Annotated in this window: 18 protein-coding genes; 17 read left to right on the plus strand and 1 reads right to left on the minus strand. The window is 63.6% G+C overall.

Annotation, left to right across the window (positions count from 1 at the left end; all coding sequences use genetic code 11):
* Window positions 1-167 precede the first annotated feature (167 nt).
* The 7 genes from NP503_RS03600 to NP503_RS03630 all read left to right on the plus strand — a co-directional run bounded on the left by NP503_RS03600 (window position 168) and on the right by NP503_RS03630 (window position 6,811).
* Window positions 168-1,112: a hemin ABC transporter substrate-binding protein gene (locus tag NP503_RS03600; RefSeq protein ID WP_127268612.1), complete on the plus strand. Its 945-nt coding sequence runs from the start codon at window positions 168-170 to the stop codon at window positions 1,110-1,112.
* A 283-nt stretch (window positions 1,113-1,395) separates the two neighbouring features.
* Window positions 1,396-1,992 carry a thioredoxin family protein gene (locus NP503_RS03605; RefSeq protein WP_127270903.1) on the plus strand — a complete coding sequence of 199 codons (597 nt, stop codon included), beginning with the start codon at window positions 1,396-1,398 and terminating at the stop codon, window positions 1,990-1,992.
* Between the two features lie 36 nt (window positions 1,993-2,028).
* Complete coding sequence (locus NP503_RS03610) at window positions 2,029-3,654, plus strand: FAD-binding protein (protein WP_127270525.1); 1,626 nt, start codon at window positions 2,029-2,031, stop codon at window positions 3,652-3,654.
* Window positions 3,651-3,977 (plus strand): ferredoxin family protein, encoded by a 327-nt coding sequence (locus tag NP503_RS03615; RefSeq protein ID WP_127270526.1) that lies wholly within the window; start codon window positions 3,651-3,653, stop codon window positions 3,975-3,977. The genes NP503_RS03610 and NP503_RS03615 overlap by 4 nt, the downstream gene beginning before the upstream one ends.
* A 32-nt stretch (window positions 3,978-4,009) precedes the next feature.
* Window positions 4,010-4,846 carry an ABC transporter ATP-binding protein gene (locus tag NP503_RS03620; RefSeq protein WP_127270530.1) on the plus strand — a complete coding sequence of 279 codons (837 nt, stop codon included), beginning with the start codon at window positions 4,010-4,012 and terminating at the stop codon, window positions 4,844-4,846.
* A gap of 12 nt (window positions 4,847-4,858) precedes the next feature.
* Window positions 4,859-5,755: an ABC transporter permease gene (locus tag NP503_RS03625; protein ID WP_127270901.1), complete on the plus strand. Its 897-nt coding sequence runs from the start codon at window positions 4,859-4,861 to the stop codon at window positions 5,753-5,755.
* A gap of 36 nt (window positions 5,756-5,791) precedes the next feature.
* Window positions 5,792-6,811: an aliphatic sulfonate ABC transporter substrate-binding protein gene (locus tag NP503_RS03630; protein ID WP_127270899.1), complete on the plus strand. Its 1,020-nt coding sequence runs from the start codon at window positions 5,792-5,794 to the stop codon at window positions 6,809-6,811.
* 49 nt (window positions 6,812-6,860) lie between these two features.
* Here NP503_RS03630 and NP503_RS03635 read toward each other — a convergent pair whose 3' ends face one another.
* On the minus strand, window positions 6,861-7,889 hold the full coding sequence (locus NP503_RS03635; RefSeq protein WP_127269506.1) for a LacI family DNA-binding transcriptional regulator: 1,029 nt from the start codon (window positions 7,887-7,889) through the stop codon (window positions 6,861-6,863).
* 337 nt (window positions 7,890-8,226) lie between these two features.
* Here NP503_RS03635 and NP503_RS03640 point away from each other — a divergent pair, with 337 nt between their 5' ends.
* The 10 genes from NP503_RS03640 to NP503_RS03685 all read left to right on the plus strand — a co-directional run bounded on the left by NP503_RS03640 (window position 8,227) and on the right by NP503_RS03685 (window position 19,035).
* On the plus strand, window positions 8,227-9,840 hold the full coding sequence (locus tag NP503_RS03640) for an extracellular solute-binding protein (protein ID WP_127269507.1): 1,614 nt from the start codon (window positions 8,227-8,229) through the stop codon (window positions 9,838-9,840).
* Between the two features lie 81 nt (window positions 9,841-9,921).
* A complete protein-coding gene (locus tag NP503_RS03645; RefSeq protein WP_127269508.1) occupies window positions 9,922-10,782 on the plus strand; it encodes a carbohydrate ABC transporter permease in 861 nt (286 codons plus the stop codon).
* On the plus strand, window positions 10,779-11,738 hold the full coding sequence (locus tag NP503_RS03650) for a carbohydrate ABC transporter permease (protein WP_127270896.1): 960 nt from the start codon (window positions 10,779-10,781) through the stop codon (window positions 11,736-11,738). The genes NP503_RS03645 and NP503_RS03650 overlap by 4 nt, the downstream gene beginning before the upstream one ends.
* Window positions 11,735-12,829 carry an ABC transporter ATP-binding protein gene (locus NP503_RS03655; protein WP_127267578.1) on the plus strand — a complete coding sequence of 365 codons (1,095 nt, stop codon included), beginning with the start codon at window positions 11,735-11,737 and terminating at the stop codon, window positions 12,827-12,829. Before NP503_RS03650 ends, NP503_RS03655 begins: the two co-directional genes overlap by 4 nt.
* A gap of 202 nt (window positions 12,830-13,031) precedes the next feature.
* A complete protein-coding gene (locus NP503_RS03660) occupies window positions 13,032-14,093 on the plus strand; it encodes an ABC transporter ATP-binding protein (RefSeq protein WP_127267577.1) in 1,062 nt (353 codons plus the stop codon).
* Window positions 14,094-14,125: 32 nt separating this feature from the next.
* Entirely contained in the window at window positions 14,126-15,211 is a 1,086-nt protein-coding gene (locus NP503_RS03665) for a Gfo/Idh/MocA family protein (protein WP_127267576.1), read from the plus strand.
* Window positions 15,212-15,266: 55 nt separating this feature from the next.
* Window positions 15,267-16,181: a sugar phosphate isomerase/epimerase gene (locus tag NP503_RS03670; RefSeq protein WP_127267575.1), complete on the plus strand. Its 915-nt coding sequence runs from the start codon at window positions 15,267-15,269 to the stop codon at window positions 16,179-16,181.
* Window positions 16,182-16,248: 67 nt separating this feature from the next.
* Window positions 16,249-17,193, plus strand: coding sequence for a substrate-binding domain-containing protein (locus NP503_RS03675; RefSeq protein WP_127267574.1), 945 nt, complete (start codon window positions 16,249-16,251; stop codon window positions 17,191-17,193).
* Between the two features lie 61 nt (window positions 17,194-17,254).
* Complete coding sequence (locus NP503_RS03680; RefSeq protein WP_127267579.1) at window positions 17,255-18,256, plus strand: ABC transporter permease; 1,002 nt, start codon at window positions 17,255-17,257, stop codon at window positions 18,254-18,256.
* Window positions 18,253-19,035, plus strand: coding sequence for an ATP-binding cassette domain-containing protein (locus tag NP503_RS03685; protein WP_024501560.1), 783 nt, complete (start codon window positions 18,253-18,255; stop codon window positions 19,033-19,035). Before NP503_RS03680 ends, NP503_RS03685 begins: the two co-directional genes overlap by 4 nt.
* The last annotated feature ends 8 nt before the right edge of the window (window positions 19,036-19,043 follow it).

Raw genomic sequence — 19,043 nt, forward strand, 5'->3', positions numbered from 1 at the left:
AAAAGCAAAACTGCTGGCGGTGGCTGAAGGGCCTTGGCTGGCATGATCGAGAATCCCTCGACCAGGCGGGTCGGGGCAGGGGTCACATATTAAAACATGATGACATAAGTCAACTTTAAATTTATAGCCGACCGTCATCGAGAAGCATTTGGCACGGGAGCAGCGGCATGGTCGGAAGTGTGGGCGATGGCAAGAGGATCGGCTGGTTGCAACCGGGCAGGATCGCGGCGGTGCTGCTTCTGGCGCTGTCGGTGCTGGCGCCTTCCTGCGGCTTCAAGGCGCTGGCCGCCGAGACGGTTGTCGATGCGCTGGGGCGAAGCGTCGTGCCGGGCGCGGCGACCCGAATCGTGACGCTCGGCTCCGACGTCACCGAGATCGTGCACGCGCTCGGCGCCGGCGAGCGGATCATCGCCGTCGATCGCGGCAGCAAATATCCGCCATCCGTAACCGGGAAGCCCAATGTCGGCTACCGCCGCCAGCTTTCGGTCGAGGGGCTGGCCAGCTTGCGTCCCGATCTGATCCTGGCGGCCGAGGACAGCGGGCCGCCGGAGGCGGTCGAGGTGCTGAAGTCGCTGGCGATCCCGATCGTCTTCGTCCCGCAGGACAACACCCCGCAAGGCATCGAGCGCAAGATCACACTGATCGCCGCCAGCCTTGGGCTCGAGGACAAGGGCAAGGTGGTTTCCACCGAGGTGCTCACCGCCTTTCAGACGGCAGCCGACCTGGCAGCAAATATTCCGCCGGAGCGGCGCAAGAAGGTGGTGTTCTTCCATGGCCTTGTGAAGCTGAGCGCAGCCGGTGCCGGCACCTCGGCCGACGCCATCATCCGCTACGCCGGCGGCCGCAACCCGATGGATGTCGTGCAGGGCTACAAGGCGGCATCAGAGGAAAAGCTGATCGAGATGGCGCCTGATGTCATCCTGATGATGAGCGACGGCAAGGGTGGCCCGACGCCCGAGCAGGTGTTCGGCAACCGCGCGCTGGCGGCAACGCCGGCGGCGGCCAACAAGGCGCTGGTCGTGCTTGACGGCGCCTACATGATCGGCTTCGGCCCGCGCACATCAGATGCGATCCGCGACCTGGCGAAGGCGCTCTATCCGGAAGGGGAATGACGTCGCGAAAATCGCAAGGCGTTTCGGCTGGGCAGTACCAATTCGTCGTCGAACCCGTTGCGCTTGATAAATCCTGTCCGTCCGGATTTCTCCGGATCGGCTTCCGCCCGAACAAACTTGGCGGCTCGGCCTGAAACATTGACACGATATTCTAAGCCGCGCGGTTGACCGTGAATGTGCTCTCCAGCCTATAATTATACTAAATTCATAGACTAACTGCGAACGTTCGAGGCGCTCGCACCTTGGCCTGTGAAAACCGGCTGCACAAAGGGAGCGCGCATCAATGCCGAAGACAGAGTCCAATCCGATCGACCTCGGCACCAGGGCGGCCGATTTCCTGCTGCCCGACGCGCAAGGCGTGCTGCACCGCCTCGTCGATTTCGACGCCAAGCCGGCCTTGCTCGTCGCCTTTATTTCCAACCGCTGCCCGTTCGTCGTGCTGATCCGTGAGCAGTTTGCCGTTTTCGCCAGGGATTATGCCGGCAAGGGGCTGCAAGTGGTGGCGATCAACGCCAATGACCATGAGGCGCATCCGGAGGAGACGCTGGCCCGCATCGGCGAAGAGGCCGAAAAATTCGGCTATTCCTTCCCCTATCTCAAGGATGCGTCGCAGCAGACGGCGAAAGCCTACGGCGCCGCCTGCACACCCGACTTCTTCCTGTTCGATGCCGACCGGCGGCTCGCCTATCACGGCCAGTTCGACGATGCGCGGCCGGGCAATGGCAAGCCGGTGACCGGTGCCGATCTGCGCGCAGCGGTCGACACGGTGCTGGAGGGCGGCAGGCCCGCTGCCAGCCAGGTGCCGTCGATCGGCTGCAACATCAAGTGGAGTGCCGGCAACGAGCCGGTCTGGTCCTCCAGCGCCGCCCGCGCCGCTTAGCGCAGGCGCCGCTTCGAACGCATTCGCCAGGTATCCATGCACAAGCCGCAAAAATCCGCTTCCGACAGCTTGCTGCTCCAGGCCGACGTGCTGGTGCTGGGCGGAGGTCCGTCAGCGGCCTGGGCGGCTGTCGCTGCGGCCGAGAGCGGCGCCAAGGTGGTGCTGGCCGATAAGGGCTATCTCGGTACCAGCGGCGCCACCGCGCCCTCCAACACCGGCACCTGGTGCGTGCCGCCGGGCGACAACAGGCATGCCGTCGTCGAGCGGCGCTGGCAGCGCACCGGCGAACTCGCCGACCCGCGCTGGATGCTGCGCTGCGTCGATACTGCCTACCGCAATCTGCTCAGGCTGTCCGAATGGGGCTATCCCTTTCCGAGCGAGGATGACGGCCGCCTCTACATCGCCAATCTGCGCGGGCCGGACTACATGCGCTTCATGCGCCGCCGGGTGCTGTTGGCCGGCGTCACCGTGCTCGACCATCACCCAGCGCTCGAACTTCTGTCCGACGGCGATGCCATCGTCGGCGCCGCCGGTGTCGCCCGGCAGATCGGCCAGGACTGGCGCGTCGACGCCAACGCGGTGGTGCTGGCGACGGGCGGCTGCGCTTTCCGCGAGCGCATCCTCGGCGCGACCGGGCTGACCGGCGACGGCTATCTGATGGCGGCGGAGGCCGGCGCCAGCCTGTCGGGCATGGAGTTCACCGGCAAATATACGCTGGCGCCCTATGGCTCATCGCTGAACAAGGGCCTGCCGTTCCGCTGGGCCTCGTTCCATCGCGAGGACGGCTCGCCGATCCTCGGGCCGACCGGCGAGCCGTTGCGTAACGGCATCGGCGACCGCGAGGAGGAAGTGGCGCGCGCGCTGATCGACGGCCCGGTCTACGCGCGGCTCGATCAGGCCGAGCCGGCGCTGCAAGGCTGGCTGCGCCAGGGCCAGCCGAACTGCTTCGTGCCCTATGACCGCGCCGGCATCGATCCGTTCAGCGAACTGTTCCGTATCACCTTGCGCGCCGAAGGCACGGTGCGCGGCACCGGCGGCATCGACATCGTCTCCGACGATTGCGCCACCGGCGTGCCCGGCCTCTATGTTGCCGGCGATGCCGCCAGCCGCGAGATGATGACCGGTGCGCTATCAGGCGGCGGCGCCGTCAATTCATCCTGGGCGCTGGCCAGCGGCTGGTGGGCCGGCAAAGGTGCCTCGACCCATGCCAAGCGCCGGACCGGCAAGGCGTTCCGCAGCGCGGTGCAATCGCTCGGCCAGGCCGGCTTGCGTCCTGCATCATCGGCGAGGGCCGACATCTCGGCGGGCGAAGTTATCGAGGCGGTGCGTAGCGAAGTCACGCCGCTCGACAAGAATTTCTTCCGCACTGGCGAGGCCCTGGAGAAAAGCGGCGAGCGGCTGGAGAGTGTCTGGCGCGACGTGCGCAGCCATCTGCAAGGCGAGGGGCTGGACCGGGTCCGTACCCGAGAGGCAGCTTCGATCGCCGCTGCTGGGCGTTGGTCCGTGGCCGCCGCGCTGCACCGCACCGAGAGCCGCGGCATGCACCGCCGCACCGATCTGCCGGGCAAGAGCCCGGCCTTCGCGCACCGGCTGGTCATCACCGGTGTGGATGCGTTCCGCATCGCAGGTGCGCCTGAGCGGCTGGCGGAGCTGGCGTCATGATCGAGATCGTCTCGGCCACGCGCTGCGTCGAATGCGACATCTGCGTCAAGGTGTGCCCGGCCAACGTCTTCGACGCGACCGACAATGGCGTGCCGGTGATCGCTCGCCAGGAGGACTGCCAGACCTGCTTTCTTTGCGAGATCTATTGCCCGACCGACGCGCTTTATGTGGCCGAGTTCGCCGAAGGGCCGACCGGCATCACGGAAGCTCAGGCCGACGCCCGCCAGATGTTCGGCTCCTATGCCCGCGCGCTTGGCTGGAAGCGCGGCAAGGCGGGCGGCTCGGAATTCGACCCGACGCACCGCATCCGCGTGGCGCAGTGAACCGATCGGAGACAGATATGGATCGCCCGAACATGGACCGGATCGTCGTCAGCGACATCAGCAAGACCTTCCAGCTCAAGCCGGGGCAGTTCGTCACCGTGGATGGCGAGGCGACCGACCGCGTCACCGTGCTCGACGGCGTCGATCTTTCCATCCGCAAGGGCGAGTTCATCACGCTGGTCGGCCCGAGCGGCTCGGGCAAGTCGGTGCTGCTCGATATCATTGGCGGGCTGACGCAGGCGACCGGCGGCAACGTCCAGCTCGACGGCAGGCGCATCACCAGGCCCGATCCAAAGACCGGCTATGTCTTCCAGCAATATGCGCTGTTTCCCTGGCGCACGGCGCTCGCCAACATCGAATATGCGCTGGAAGTGCGCGGCGTGGCCAAGGCCGAGCGTACCGCCACAGCCCGCCATCTGTTGGCGCTGTTCGGCCTTGCCGGTTTCGAGGACCGTTTTCCCAACCAGCTGTCCGGCGGCATGCAGCAGCGTGTGGCGATCGCGCGTGCGCTGGCCAGCAACCCGGAAGTGCTGCTGATGGACGAGCCGTTCGCGGCGCTCGACCAGCAGACGCGCGAGCTTCTGCAAGGCGAGCTGCTGCGGATCTGGGGCAAGATCAACACCACGGTGATTTTTGTCACCCACTCGATCGACGAGGCGATCTTCCTCGCCGACCGCGTCGTGGTGATGACGGCACGGCCGGGCGCGGTGAAAGAGATCATCGACATCGACCTGCCACGACCGCGCGACGGCGACATCCGCGCCAGCGCCGAATTCAATCTATATCGCGCCCGCGTCTGGGACGTGCTGCGCGACGAGGTCAACAAGGCGCAGAAGGACTGGACCCTGTCGCCAGCCTTCAGTCACTGAGGAGCTGGACCAATGGCCTATCTGACCGAGAAGTTTGGCTCCGCGGGAGCGCTCCACCTGTTTGCCGGCGCTGGCGAAACGGTAGCCGCCGCCAGGGTCCCGGCCATCAAGGCCAGCGCCAAGATCCGGAGCAAGAAAGCAAGCCACGGCACGTTCCTCTATGGCGTGCCGCTGCTCGGCCTGTTCTTCCTGCTGTGGGAGATCGCGCCCCGACTCGGCTGGCTGAACCGCATCTTCTTTCCGCCGCTGAGCGAGGTGCTGGTCGCCTGGTGGGCGCTGCTCGCTTCGGGCGTGCTGATCGAGCATATCGGCATCAGCCTGCAGCGCGCCGCGATCGGCTTCGCACTCGGCGTGGTGGTGGCCATCCCCCTCGGTCTGTTGATGGGGCGCTATTCGTTGTTCGAGAAGGTTTCCGACCTCCTGGTGCAGACGCTGCGAAACACATCGCAATTCGCACTGCTGCCGGTGTTCATCCTGTTGCTCGGCATCGGTGAGGAATCGAAGGTCGCGATCACCTTCTACTCCTCGGTTTTCTTTCTCCTCGTCAACACGATCAGCGGCGTCAAGTCGGTGGATCCGCTGCTGATCAAGGCGGCGCGCTCGATGGGTACGTCCGACTTCGATCTGTTCCGCAAAGTCATCCTGCCGGCCAGCATTCCCTCGATCGTCGCCGGCGCCCGGCTGGCGGTGAAATCCTCGCTGTTCGCGGTCATCGGCGCCGAGATGCTGGCGGCCAAATCCGGCCTCGGTTTCCTCATCCAGAACTCGCAGCTGATGATGGAAACGGCCGACATGTACGCCGGCATCCTGACGCTGACCGTCATCGGCCTGACCGTCAACTACCTGCTCGTCTGGTTCGAGCGCTGGGCAACAGCCTGGAAAGGCCAGTCCGAGACCTCGCTCATTTAAGCGGTCCATTCATTCCAACCAGGAAGGATTTTTCCCATGCCCAACATTCCATTCGACGCACTTCGCCGGCTGCTGCTGAAGGGCGCTATTGGCGTCGTCATCGGCCTTGGTGGCATGCCTGCCTTCGCGCAGGACAAGCCTGAAATTATCCGCATCGGCAGTACCGCGCCGGGGCATCTCAAATTCATCCTCGCCCAGAAGGACGGCTGGTGGGAGAAGGAGTTCGCCAAGGACGGCATCAAGGTCGAACTGGTGACTTTCAATGGCGGTTCGGAGGCGACGACCGCGCTGGCCACCGGTGCGATCGAATTCACCTATACCGGCAACAATCCGGCGCTGCGGGTTGCTGCGTCCGGCGCCGACGTCAAGCTGATCGGCCTGTCGAGCTATGTGAAGGCCGGCGGTTCCTACATCGTCGTCAAGACCGGCTCGCCGCTGAAGACGCTGCAGGATCTCAGGGGCAAGAAGGTCGCCTATCTCACCGGCACGGTGCGGCATTCGAACTTCAGCAAGGCGCTGAACAGCGTCGGCCTGACCACCAATGACGTCGAAGGTCTGAACCTGCCGTTCGAGGCATCCGGCCCGGCGTTGCTGCGCGGCGATATCGACGCCATTGTCGAGACCGATTCGACGGCGGCCAAGCTGGTCGACACCGGCGAGGCGCGCGTCCTGTTCGACACCAGCACTCATCCGGAATGGAACGTGCCCAACGTCATCTCGGTCAACGGCGCCTTCGCGGCGAAATATCCCGATCTGGTCAAGCGGCTGCTGAAGGTCGATATCGAGATTTCGCGTTGGGCCGATGCCCATCCGGACCAGACGATCAAGACCTTTGTCGAGGCCACCAAGTCGTCGGAAAAATCCGTCCGCAAGACCTATGCCGACGGGGTGTTCCATCAGGATCCGAAACTCACGGACGGCGCGATCGCCGCCTTGCAAGGCGAGGAGAAATTCATGGCCAGCGCCGGGCTGCTGAAGGGCTCGATCGACTATGGCAAATGGGTCGACAAGAGCTTTGTCGATGGCGCCGCGGCTGAAGTCGCTGCCGTCCAATAGACTAGAAGCATCGAGCGGGCGGGCGCTTTGCGGCGCCGCCTCGTACAGGTCAAATCTCCGGGATGTTCTCCTTGAAGATCACCTGCAGCCTTGGTTGGTGCAGTTCATAGGGCAGTCCCCGGACCGCATGGATCAGGGTGTTGAGCGCTTCGCGGGCCTCGACGCGCGGGTTCTGGTCGATGACAGCGTCGAGCGTGCCGTCGAGCAGAAGGTCCTTGGTCCCGTCCGTCACTTCGTGGCCGAGGAAGACCATGGACTGGGCGCGGTCGCGCTCCTTGAGCGCGCGGGCGATGCCGGTGTTGCCGGCGCCGACATTGTAGATCGCGGCAAGGTCGGGGTGCCGCTCCAGCAGGGCCGATGCCTCCGAATAGGCCTTCTCGCGATCGTCGAGCATTTCGCGCATTTCGACGATCTGCAGATTGGGTGATTCCTCGGTCAGCACGTGGCGGAACCCCATCTCGCGTTCTTCGTGGCCGCGATAGGACAGCGAACCTGCGAACAGCGCCACCTTGCCCGGACGCCCCGATCCCATGAAGCGGTTGAGCAGATAGCCGGCCAGCCGCCCGGCGGCGCGGTTGTCGATGCCGATATACGCGACCCTGGGCACATGCAGGATGTCGGAAGCGATGGTCACCACCTTGATGTCGTTGGCCGACAGGGAGCGGATCGCTTCGCGCACCGTCGGATGGTCGAGTGCGATGACGCCGACGCCTTGCGTCTGTCCGCGCAGATCCTGCAGCAGGCGAGCGAGCCGGTCAGGATTGAAGCCCTCTATGGTGGCGATACGAACATCGAGGTCGGGCCGCGCCAGAGCCTGTGCCTCGATGTGGCGGTGCAGCATCTTGATGAAGGAATTGGTGCCGGCCGGCAGGGCGAAGTCGAGCCGGATGACCTCGCCGGGCGAGGGCCGTGGCGGCGTGCCGTTCGGGCCTTCGGCGATGTAGCCGAGGCGCTGCGCCATTTCGAGCACGATTTCCCGCGTGCGCGCCCGTACGCCGGGCCGGTTGTTGAGCACGCGGTCGACGGTGGCGGCCGAGACGCCGGCCTCCCGGGCTATGTCAGTCAGGGTGGAACGCACCGTCTTTCATCTCCTGCATGCGTCGGATCGGCTGGTGACGGCTTCCGCGTCATCGGCGATTCTGATGGGAAATGATGTATCCGCCCTTGGCCGATGTGCAAGCCGCCGGGCTAAATCAAATGGTCCGGCAGGGCTGCGCAGGGCCGGGAAGGGTCGGGTGCCCTCAAATTGAGGCATCCGGCTTGACGGATGGATCCCGTTTTTGTGCATTTTCCTTGCCCTATTGCGATGTTATGATGTGTTTTGATTATTTATGATGTTGACAGCCTTGCCATGCTGTCGTCAATATCCCTCATAAGGGTCGTGGAGGAAACGTGGCCCTGAGGGAGGAGTTTCAATGTCTGACTTGATCCGCATCTCGCGGCGCCGGCTGCTGGCATCTGGAGGAAAGGCGGCCGTCATGATGGCCGCTGCTGGTATCGCACCCCAATTCATTCGTCCCGGCCGTGCCTATGCGGCCGACGCGCTGGCGCCAGGCATGATCGGCGGCCCGACGGGCTTCGAAGGGGCCGAGCGCTACCAGTATGGCGCCGATACGCCGGAAGGCCGCGCCATCGAGGCGGCGAAGGCGCTGAAGGGCGCCGGCAAGGCGCCGACCAAGATCGTGCTCGGCCTGTCCGACGGCTCGATCGGCCAGCTCACGCAGCCGTTCCCGGCCGGTGCGCCGTCGATCAAGGAGCTGTGGGAAAAGGAAACCGGCATCGCGATCGAAATCGTCGGTCTGCCGAACGGCCAGGAATTCACCAAGACGATGCAGGACATCTCCACCAAGGGTGGGGCCTACGACATCTACTCGACCGAATGGAACCGCCTCGGCGACCTCGCCGAAACCGGCGGCATCGCCAAGCTCGACGACTTTGTCGCGCAGCATAAGCCTGAATGGGACGATCCCGTCAGCGGCTATGTCAACGGCGCCAAGGGCGTGTCGCTGCTCAACAAATACCGCGGCTCGAACTATGGCGTGTCGCTGGACGGCGACTTCCAGACTTGGGTCTACCGCACCGACCTGTTCGGCGACGAAGCCGAGAAGAAGGCCTTCAAGGACAAATACGGCTACGATCTGGCGCCGCCGAAGACCTGGAAGCAGCATGGCGACATCGCCGCCTTCTTCCAGCGACCGGACAAGGGCCTGTTCGGCTCGACCGACCTGCGCAACCAGGGCTGGGGCTACACGAACTGGTACCAGCGCTATGTCTCGATGGCTTCGCCCAACCAGTTCCTGTTTGGCGATGACGGCAAGCCGATGATCAATTCCGAGCAAGGCATCGCCGCCACCAACGAATATGTTGCTTCGCTCGCGCATCATTCGCCGGATGCGATCTCCTGGGGTTGGCCGGAGCAATACGGCAACTTCGCCAAGGGTGGTGCGGCGATGACCTGCGCCTTCTCCAACCTGCCGAAATTCCTCGACAATGCCGGCAACAAGGATTCAGCCGTCACCGGCAAGATCGGCTCGATGCTGCCGCCCGGCCGCGAGATCGGCGGCAAGCTGATCAGCCGTTCCGTGCTGTGGTTTTCGCTGACCGGCATGATCTCGTCACAGTCGAAGAACCAGGAGGTCGCCTACCTCCTGCTGCAATGGCTGGGCTCGGCCCGCATCTATGCCTGGATGAGTGCCAACCCCGGCGGTTATCTGGACCCGTTCCGGCTTTCGGACTTCTCCGATCCGCTGGTGCGCCAGACCTATCATGCCTACCACATGGACGTCGTGCGCGAGACGGTCGCCCGCACCGTGCCGACCATCAACTATCCCGGCGCGACAGCCTTCCACAATGCGCTCGACGAGAACCTGATGGCGGCGCTGACCAAGGCCAAGACATCGGAGCAGGCGATGGCCGACACCGAGGCAGAGTGGAAGAAGATCGCCCGGCGCACCGGCGAGGACAAACTGCTCGAAGCCATCAAGACCAACAAGGAGGCCTGGCCGACAGTTCTCGATCCAATCGTCTGATCCTTCTCCCTGGATCATATCGAAGGAGGGGAGGAGCCTACTTCTCCCCTCCGCCCACAACGCCACCAGCAAAGCCGCCAGATGAAGCGTTCCGTTCCTTTCCTGATATTCCGCTATGCCGCGATCTTCGCGGCCATGGCGGTGACGCTGGTGCCGATCCTGTGGATGGTATCGATGGCGTTCAAGCCGATCGCCGAATGGTCGGCGACCGGCGCCGAACTGACCTGGTGGCCGAAGAACCCGACGCTCAGCAATTTCCGTTTCGTGTTCGGCGAGTCGACCAACAATTTGATCGTCGCGCTCGACCGTAACGCGCTGAAGCCGATCCTCGCATCGCTGCTGTCGGCGGTTTTCGGCACGGTGATCGCCATGTCGGCGGGCACTGCCGCGGCTTATGGGCTGTCGCGTTTCGGCTCCGGCCAGAACCTGCCGCTGGCGCTGATCCAGCTCAGGATCTTTCCGCCGATGGCGGTCATGATCCCGGTGATGATCATGTGGGCTTTCCTCAACTTCACCGACAGCTGGTGGGGCCTGGCGCTGATCTACGGCATCGTCACCTTGCCGTTCGCCTTCTGGCTGATGAAGACCTTCTTCGACGACATGCCGCGCGAGATCGAGGAGGCAGCGCTTGTCGAAGGCTGTTCGCGGCTGCGCGTCTTCACCCGCATCACGCTGCCGATGATGCGCGCGCCGCTCGCCAGTGCCGCGCTCTTCGTCTTCATCCTCAACTGGTCAGACTATCTGATCGCGCTGCTTCTGACGACGCGCGAATGGGTGACCATCCCGGTCTACATGGCCTCGCTATCCTCCTCGATGACCGGGCAGCTCTATGGCGCCAAGGCGGCGCTTGGCCTGATCGCGGCCGTGCCGCCGGTCATCATGGGCATCGCCATCCAACGCCATCTGGTGCGCGGGTTGACGTTCGGGGCGCTCAAGCAATGAGCGCGGTGACTGCCATGACGTCCAAGGATGAGATGACAGCCGTCGGAGCAAAGCCGGTTTCGCGCGATGAGGGCGCAAGGCTGGGTTTTCGCCTGACATTGCCTGCGCAGATCCTGGTGCTGTTCATCTCGGCCTTCCCGCTGTTGATGCAGCTCTACATCAGCGTCACTGACTGGTCGCCGCTGTCGGGCACCGGCTGGTGGAACGCCTGGTCGATGTGGAACAGCTTTGCCAACTACACCGATCTCGCCGCCGACGCGCGCTTCTGGAGCGCGCTGAAGCGTACGGCCATCGTCATGATCGTCTGCGTGCCGGCGGAATTCCTGCTTGGGCTGGCGCTGGCGACGCTGTTTGCCGACGATTTCCCGGGCAAGCGCGCCTTCTATTCGATCCTGCTGATGCCGATGATGGTGGTGCCGGCGGTGGCCGGCTACATGTTCTTCATGCTGTTCCAGTCGAGAGGGCCGGTGAACGACATCTTGTCGGCGCTCACCGGATCTCCCGTCACCATCGCCTGGCTGTCGGATCCGACTCTGGCGCTGATCGCGGTGATGGTCGCCGACATCTGGCAGTGGACGCCGCTGATGTTCCTCATCCTGCTTGCCGGTCTGGTCGGCGTGCCGGAGGATCAGATCAAGGCGGCGACGCTGCTCGGCGCCAATCCCTGGCAGCGCTTCGTCACCATCGTGCTGCCGAAGATGAAGACGATCATCATCATCGCGCTGGCGATCCGGGTGATCGAGAACTTCAAGATCTTCGACACGCTCTACATCATGACCGGCGGCGGTCCAGGCGTCGCCACCGAAACCATCTCGGTCTACATCTACAAGCTCACCACTCAGGATTTGATCTGGGGCTATGTGGCGGCGATCGCGCTGGCCATTCTGGTCGTGCTGTCGATCGTCGCGGTGTTTGCCATGAAGCGCATGGCGCGGGCACGCGAGGTAACGGCATGAGCGCGATCCACTTGCAGAACCTGGTCAAGAAATTCGGCGACTTTACCGCGCTCAAGACCATGGACCTGGCAATATCAGACGGCGAGTTCATGGCGCTGCTCGGCCCGTCGGGCTGCGGCAAGTCGACGACGATGAACATGATCGCCGGCATGGAAGAGCCGACCGGCGGCAAGATCCTGTTTGGCGAGCGCGACATGGCCGGCGTGCCGATGGGCCGGCGCGGCGTCGGCTTCGTCTTCCAGAACTACGCCATCTTCACGCATATGACGGTGCGCCAGAACCTTGCCTATGGACCAAAAATGCGAGGGGCTGCCAAAGCCGAGATCGACCGCCGTGTCGGCGCTATCGCTGAGATGCTGCAGCTGACGCCGCTGCTCGACCGCAAGGCCGACAGGCTGTCGGTCAACATCTTGCAGCGGGTGGCGATCGGCCGCTCGGCGATCATGGAGCCGGCGATCTTCCTGCTCGACGAGCCGCTGTCCAATGTCGACGCCGCTTTCCGGGCCGTCATGCGCACCGAACTGAAGCAGCTGCAGCGGCAGTTCCGCCAGACCATGGTCTATGTCACCCACGATCAGCTTGAGGCGATGACCATGGCCGACCGCATCGCGGTCATGGATCATGGCGTGCTGCAGCAGGTCGGCACGCCGCTCGAGGTCTACAACGATCCGGCCAATGTCTTCGTCGCCCGCTTTATCGGTGCGCCGGGCATGAACCTGCTCAAAGGCAGGCCAGCGGAGAGCGACCGCGGACTGGTCGTCGATCTCGGACCGCTGGGCGTCACGCCGCCGCTGCCGGGCGAACTCGCAGCGGCCATGCGTGGTGCGCGCGGCGAGGTGCTTTACGGATTCCGGCCTGAACAGGCGACGTTGGTGCAGAATGGGCAGGGCCTCGCAATGCCGGTGACCTTTGTCGAACGGATCGGTGCGCGCACCATCGTTCATCTCGGCCAGGGCGAGGCGGCTGTGAAAACGGTGTTCGACAATGATGTCGGACTGACTATCGGCGACACCGCTGTCATCGCCCCCACTACGTCGTCGGTGCGCGTCTTCGACGCTGCCACCGGCCGCGCCATGAGGGTGGGAGGCTGAGATGTTGGTCCGGCAAATTTTCGCAAGTTGGCGCCGCCCCTCACCCTTACCCTCTCCCCGTGTAGAGACGGGGAGAGGGGGGCGTCATCGTTGGAGCTTCTCCCTTCTCCCCGTCCCTATACGGGGAGAAGGTGCCGGCAGGCGGATGAGGGGCGGCGCCGGCGTTCGCTACCTGTCACTGATCCGTGGAGCGACCTGAGCCATGGCCGATATCGTCTTTCGCAACGTGACCAAACGCTACGGCAACACACTTGCCGTCGACGACGCCTCGTTCACCGTCAACGACAATGAGTTCTTCTGCTTCTTCGGACCGCCGCTGTCGGGCAAGTCGACGATCCTGCGCCTGGTGCTCGGGCTGGAGACACCTGACACCGGCGAAATCCTGATCGGAGGCAGGCCGGTCAACGCGATGTCGCCGGCCGAGCGCAACGTGGCGATGGTGTTCCAGAACCTGGCGCTGTTTCCGCATATGAGCGCGCTCGAAAATGTCCGCTTTCCCCTTGTCGAACGCCGGGTCGCCGAGACCGAGATCAAGCGGCGGGTCACCGACGTCGCGGCGAAGCTGCATATCGGCCATATCCTGCACAAGCCGCCGGGACAGCTTTCGGGCGGGGAGCGGCAGCGCGTGGCGATCGCGCGGGCTCTGGTGCGCGATCCCAATGCCTATCTGATGGACGATCCGATCTCGGCGCTCGACGCCAGGCTGCGCGAGGAAACGCGCGTCGAGCTGAAGCGCATCCAGCGCGAACTCGGCAAGACGCTGATCTACGTCACGCATGACCAGGAAGAGGCGATGTCGGTCGCCGATCGCATCGCCATCCTGGAGGACGGCAAGATCAGGCAGATCGGTACGCCGGCAGAGATCTACGACCGCCCGGCCAGCACCTATGTGGCAAGGCTGCTTGGTTCGCCGATGATGAACATCCTCAGATCGGCGCGCGGCGAGGGCGGTGTCGAAGCGGCTGAAGGCACGATTCGCATCGACGACAAGACAGCGCCCGCCGACGCCGTGGAGATCGGGCTGAGGCCGGAAGACATCAAGGTTAGACCGTGGGCGGACGGGGGCCCGGGCCGCCCGGCGCGAGTGTTCGAGGTCGAGCCGCTTGGCGGCTACACCGTGGTGACGCTCGCTGCCGGGCAGGCGCGGCTGAAGGCATTGCTGCGCGGTCAGCCCGACATCCGGCCGGATGCCATGGTGGCGATATCCTGCGAGCCGGCCAGAGTGCATTATTTCGAACAGAGCGGCGGAGCGTTGGCACGATGACAGCCGCAAGGAATGAGTTTCGGGAGGAAGAGATGGCAAACAAGGGCTTCGAGCCGGACGTGAAGGTCCGCACGAAGGAATACAAGATCGGCTGCGTCGGCGCAGGCATGATCATGGCCGAGTGCCATCTGGCCGCCTACAAGGAAGCTGGGTTCCCGGTGGTGGCAATCGCCTCGCGCACCAGGACCAGCGCCGAGAAGGTGGCGACGCGCTGGGGCATTCCGACCGTCCACGACACACCGGAAAAACTGATCGAGGACGAAAATGTCGAGATCATCGACCTTGCTTTCCCGCCCGACCTGCAGCCGGCGCTGATCCGTCACGCGCTGAAGCAGAAGCACATCAAGGCGATCCTGGCGCAGAAGCCGTTGGCCTTGTCGGTCGAGGAAGCGGTCAAGCTGCGTGACGAGGCGGCCAAGGCCGGCAAGATCCTCTCGGTCAACCAGAACATGCGCTACGACCAGTCGATGCGCGTCTTGAAGCAGATCATCGACAGCGGCGCGCTGGGCGACATCGTCTTCGCGCAGATCGACATGCACGCCATCCCGCACTGGCAGAGCTTCCTCGAGGATTATGACCGGCTGACGCTCGCCAATATGAGCGTGCATCATCTCGACGTGCTGCGCTTTCTGTTCGGCGATCCCGACGAGATCACCACGCTGACACGCAAGGATCCGCGCACGACATTCGACCATTCCGACGGCATCACCGTGTCGACGCTGCGCTTCCCGTCCGGTGTGCTTGCCGTGTCGCTGGAGGATGTCTGGTCCGGTCCGCGTCAGGATGGCTACAAGGACGACCAGCACATCAACTGGCGCGTCGACGGCAGCAAGGGGGTCGCGAAGGGCACCATTGGCTGGCCGACGGGCGCTGCCTCGACGCTGACCTATGCCTCGACCGAGACGACCGGAGGCGAGTGGGTCAGTCCGAGCTGGGACACGATGTGGTTCCCGCATGCCTTTATCGGGGTGATGGAGCAGCTCCAGCACGCGGTGAAGACCGGCACACCGCCGGCGCTGTCGGTCGCCGACAACGTCAAGACCATGGCGCTGGTCGAGGCGGGTTATCGCTCGATCGACGAGGGCCGCACGGTCAAGCTTTCCGAAATCGCTACCTGATCACCGCAACTGAAACACCAGACAACTGAATCGCTTACAGGGAGGAATTCACACTATGATGCAGGCAGGTATTTTCACGGGCTATTTCCCGTACGGCCTCGAAGAGTCGGCGAAGAAGATCCGTGGCCACGGTTTCAACACCGTGCAGCTCGACCTTCATTTCAAGGATATCGACCTGTCGGCCGGCCAGATCACCAAGGATAAGGCCAAGAAGGTTCGCGACACGTTCCGTGCCCACGACCTGCCGATCTGCTGCATCTCGGGCTACACCAATGTCATTCATCCCGACCTCGCGCACCGCAAGGCGAATGTCGATCGGCTGAAGGAAATCATCCGCAACGCCCGCCAGCTCGGCAGTCCTTACGTGATCTCGGAGACCGGTACCTACAACACCGAGAGCGAGTGGATGAGCGATCCCAAGAACAAGTCCGAAGAGGGTTTTGAGATGTGCCGCAAGGCGATCTCCGAACTGGCGCAGGAAGCCTATGACCACGGCTCAATGTTCCTGCTCGAAACCTACGTCAACAATGTCGTCGGCTCGGTCGAGGAAACGGTGAGGATGTTCGCGCAGGTCGACCATCCGGGCCTCGGCCTGCTGATGGATCCGACCAACTACTTCGAAAGCCACAACATCGACCAGATGGACAAGGTGCTGAACCAGGTGTTCGACACGTTGGCCGACAAGGTCAAGATCGCGCATGCCAAGGATGTCGCACGAGCCGGCGACGACAAGAGCGAGAAGCATGCGGACATCGGCGATGACGACGCGCTGGCCTCGCACACCTTCCGCGGCGTTGGCGAGATGGTCCTCAACGCGCCGGGCACCGGCTCGCTGAACTACGACCTCTATCTGCAGCGCCTGTCGCAGAAGAACCCGAACATCCCGGTGATCATCGAACACCTTTCGGAAGACGACGTGCCGAGGGCCAAGAAATTTCTCGACGACAAGTTCCGCGCCAACGGTCTCTGACCAGCTGTGCGTCGCCCTTTGCCGGCGGTGCATCCGGCTTGGAAGCAACAACAAGGGAGGAATTGCAGTGTTGAAATTCGGATTGAAACTGGCAGCGGCCGCGACTGTGTTCGCGGGCATCGCATTTGCCTCGCCGGCAATGGCGCAGGATGGCCAGAAGACGTTCTATCTGCTGTCGCATGGCGGTCCGTCGGATGCGTTCTGGCTGGACTGGAATGCCGGCGCGACCAAAGCCTGCGACCAGCTCAAGGTGACCTGCAAGATCTCCTTCAGCGGCGGCGACATGGCGGCGCAGAAGGAGGCCTTCAATTCCGCGCTTGCGGCCAAGCCCGACGGCATCGCCACCACCTCGGCCCAGCCGGGCCTGTGGACCGAGGAAGTGAAGGCTGCCAAGGCGGCCGGGATCCCGATCGTGTTCTTCAACACAGACGATCCGGCGACCGGACGGCAGGCCTATGTCGGCGCCGATCTCAAGGAGGCGGGGGTCATCTGGGCCAAGTATCTTGTCGACCACAAGATGGTGAAGCAGGGCGACAAGGTGTTCCTGCCGGTGGAAGTGCCTGGCGCCAGCTATCAGCAGCTGGAGACCGAAGGCATCGCCAGCGTCTTCGATCCGTTGGGGATCAAATATGATGTGGTCGATTGCGGCACCGACCCGGCCGGCATCATTGCCAAGATGACCGACTATATGGTGGCCAACAATCCGCCGGCGATCATCGCGCTCGGCGATTCCGTCGCGGCCAGCGTCAAGCGGGTGTTCGACGGCGCCGGTGTGCCGGCCGGCAAGATCCCGGTCGTCGGCTGGGGCAATTCGAAGGAAACCGCGGAAGCCGTGAAGTCCGGCTTCGTCAACGCGGCCGCCTGGCAGTTTCCGTCTGCGCAAGGCTTCATGCCGGTGGCGCTGCTCGGGCTCGCCGCGTCGGGCGAACCGATCGGCTACGACATCCATACTTTCAGCCTCTACGACGCCTCGAGCGTCGAACCGATCCTGAAACTCTACGACACGAAGTGAAAACCGGTGCCCGCGGCGCAGGCCGCGGGCACCATTTCAAAGCATGGTTCAAGCAGTCATGATGATCGCCGCAGAAGACGAAATGCCTGTCGGGAAACGTAGATCGAGCCTTATGCGCTCGCCGCAATTCTCCTCGCTCGTCATCCTCATTGTCCTGCTCGCGGTGTTCGCCATCGCCGATGCCAATTTCCTGTCGCCGCTCAACATCTCCAACATGATGGCGTTCCTCCCCGAGCTCGGCATTATCGCGCTCGGCATGACGCTGCTTCTGACGGCGGGCGAATTCGACCTGTCGGTTGGTGCCGTGTTCGGGCTGGCGCCGGTCGTCGTCATGCTTCTGGTGCAGAACGGAGGCGTCGATATCGGCATCGCGCTTCTGGCCGGGCTTCTGCTGTGCATCGCCATCGGCGCCATCAACGGGCTGATCGTCACCAAGATCGGCATTTCGTCCTTCCTGGTCACGCTGTCCATGCTGCTCGTGGTGCGCGGGGCGGCGCTCTACATCACGCAGGGCTTTCCGCTGAAATCCTGGGACCAGCCAGGCTTTTTCGTCACGCTGCTGGCCGGCAGCTTCAATGTCGGGTCGTTCCGGTTCTACACCTCGCTGTGGTGGTTCATCGGTCTCTCGCTGCTGGCGATCTACGTGCTGCGCTATGCCAAGCTCGGCAACTGGATCAGCGCCATCGGCTCCAACCGGAACGCGGCGGTGGCGCGCGGCGTGCCGGCGGACGCCGTCAAGGTGTGGCTGTTCATCCTGACTTCGGTCCTTGCGGGACTGGCCGGCATGATCAGCGCCTTCCGCATCTCGGCCGCCTCACCGGTGGCCGGCACCGGCTATGAGCTCGAAGTGATCGCCATGGTGGTGGTCGGCGGCACGGCGCTGACCGGCGGACGCGGCACGATCCTCGGCACCATCGTCGGCGCGCTGATGCTGCGCGCGATCCGCAACGGCATCGTGCTGATCGGCGTGCCGGGCCTCGCCTACAACATCTTCGTCGGCCTCATCATCCTCGCCATGCTCATCCTGCACGCTTTGCTGCAGAAGAACGCCGCAAGGGGCTGACGATGGAAGTTCTCCGGCTGCAGAATCTGCAAAAATCCTTCGGCAGCGTTCGGGCGCTGAAGAATGCGTCCTTTGCTCTCAAGGAGGGTGAGGTGGTGGCCTTGCTCGGAGACAATGGCGCCGGCAAATCGACGCTGATCAAGGCGATTTCCGGTGTGTTTCCGATCGACCGTGGCGACATCTATGTGCGCGGCGAGAAGGTCTCGATCCGCTCGACGCGCGATGCCATGGACCTCGGCATCGAGACCATCCACCAGGATACGTCTCTGGCGCCGGATCTCAGCATTGCGCGCAATCTTTTCCTTGGGCGCGAACCGGTCAAGCTGAAATGGCTGGGCGTGTTCGCGCCGCTCGATTTCGCCAAATTGCGCGATGCGGCGTCGGCGCTGTTGAAGCGCGTCGGCATCTCGAAAAAACTCGACGCCGATGCGCTGGTCTCGACGCTGTCGGGTGGCGAGCGGCAGTCGATTGCGATTTCTCGCGCCATGCAGTTCGCCGCCAAGGTCATCATCCTCGACGAACCAACCAACAATCTCGGCGTCGAGGAAACCCATGGCGTGCTGCGCTTCGTCAAGGAGGTGCGTGACGCCGGCCATTCGGTGCTCTTGATCACCCACAACATCCATCACGTGTTCCAGGTCGCCGACCGCATCATCGTCATGCGCCGCGGCGAGATCGTCGCCGAGCAGACGGTTGCCGATACCGATCTTCTGACCGTGGAAAGCATCATCACCGGCGCCGACATGTCGGCCCTGCTGAAAGAGACGAGAGCGAAGTGAAGAAGTTG

It is taken from the genome of Mesorhizobium sp. SEMIA396, from assembly GCF_024518615.1.
Lineage (GTDB): Bacteria > Pseudomonadota > Alphaproteobacteria > Rhizobiales > Rhizobiaceae > Mesorhizobium.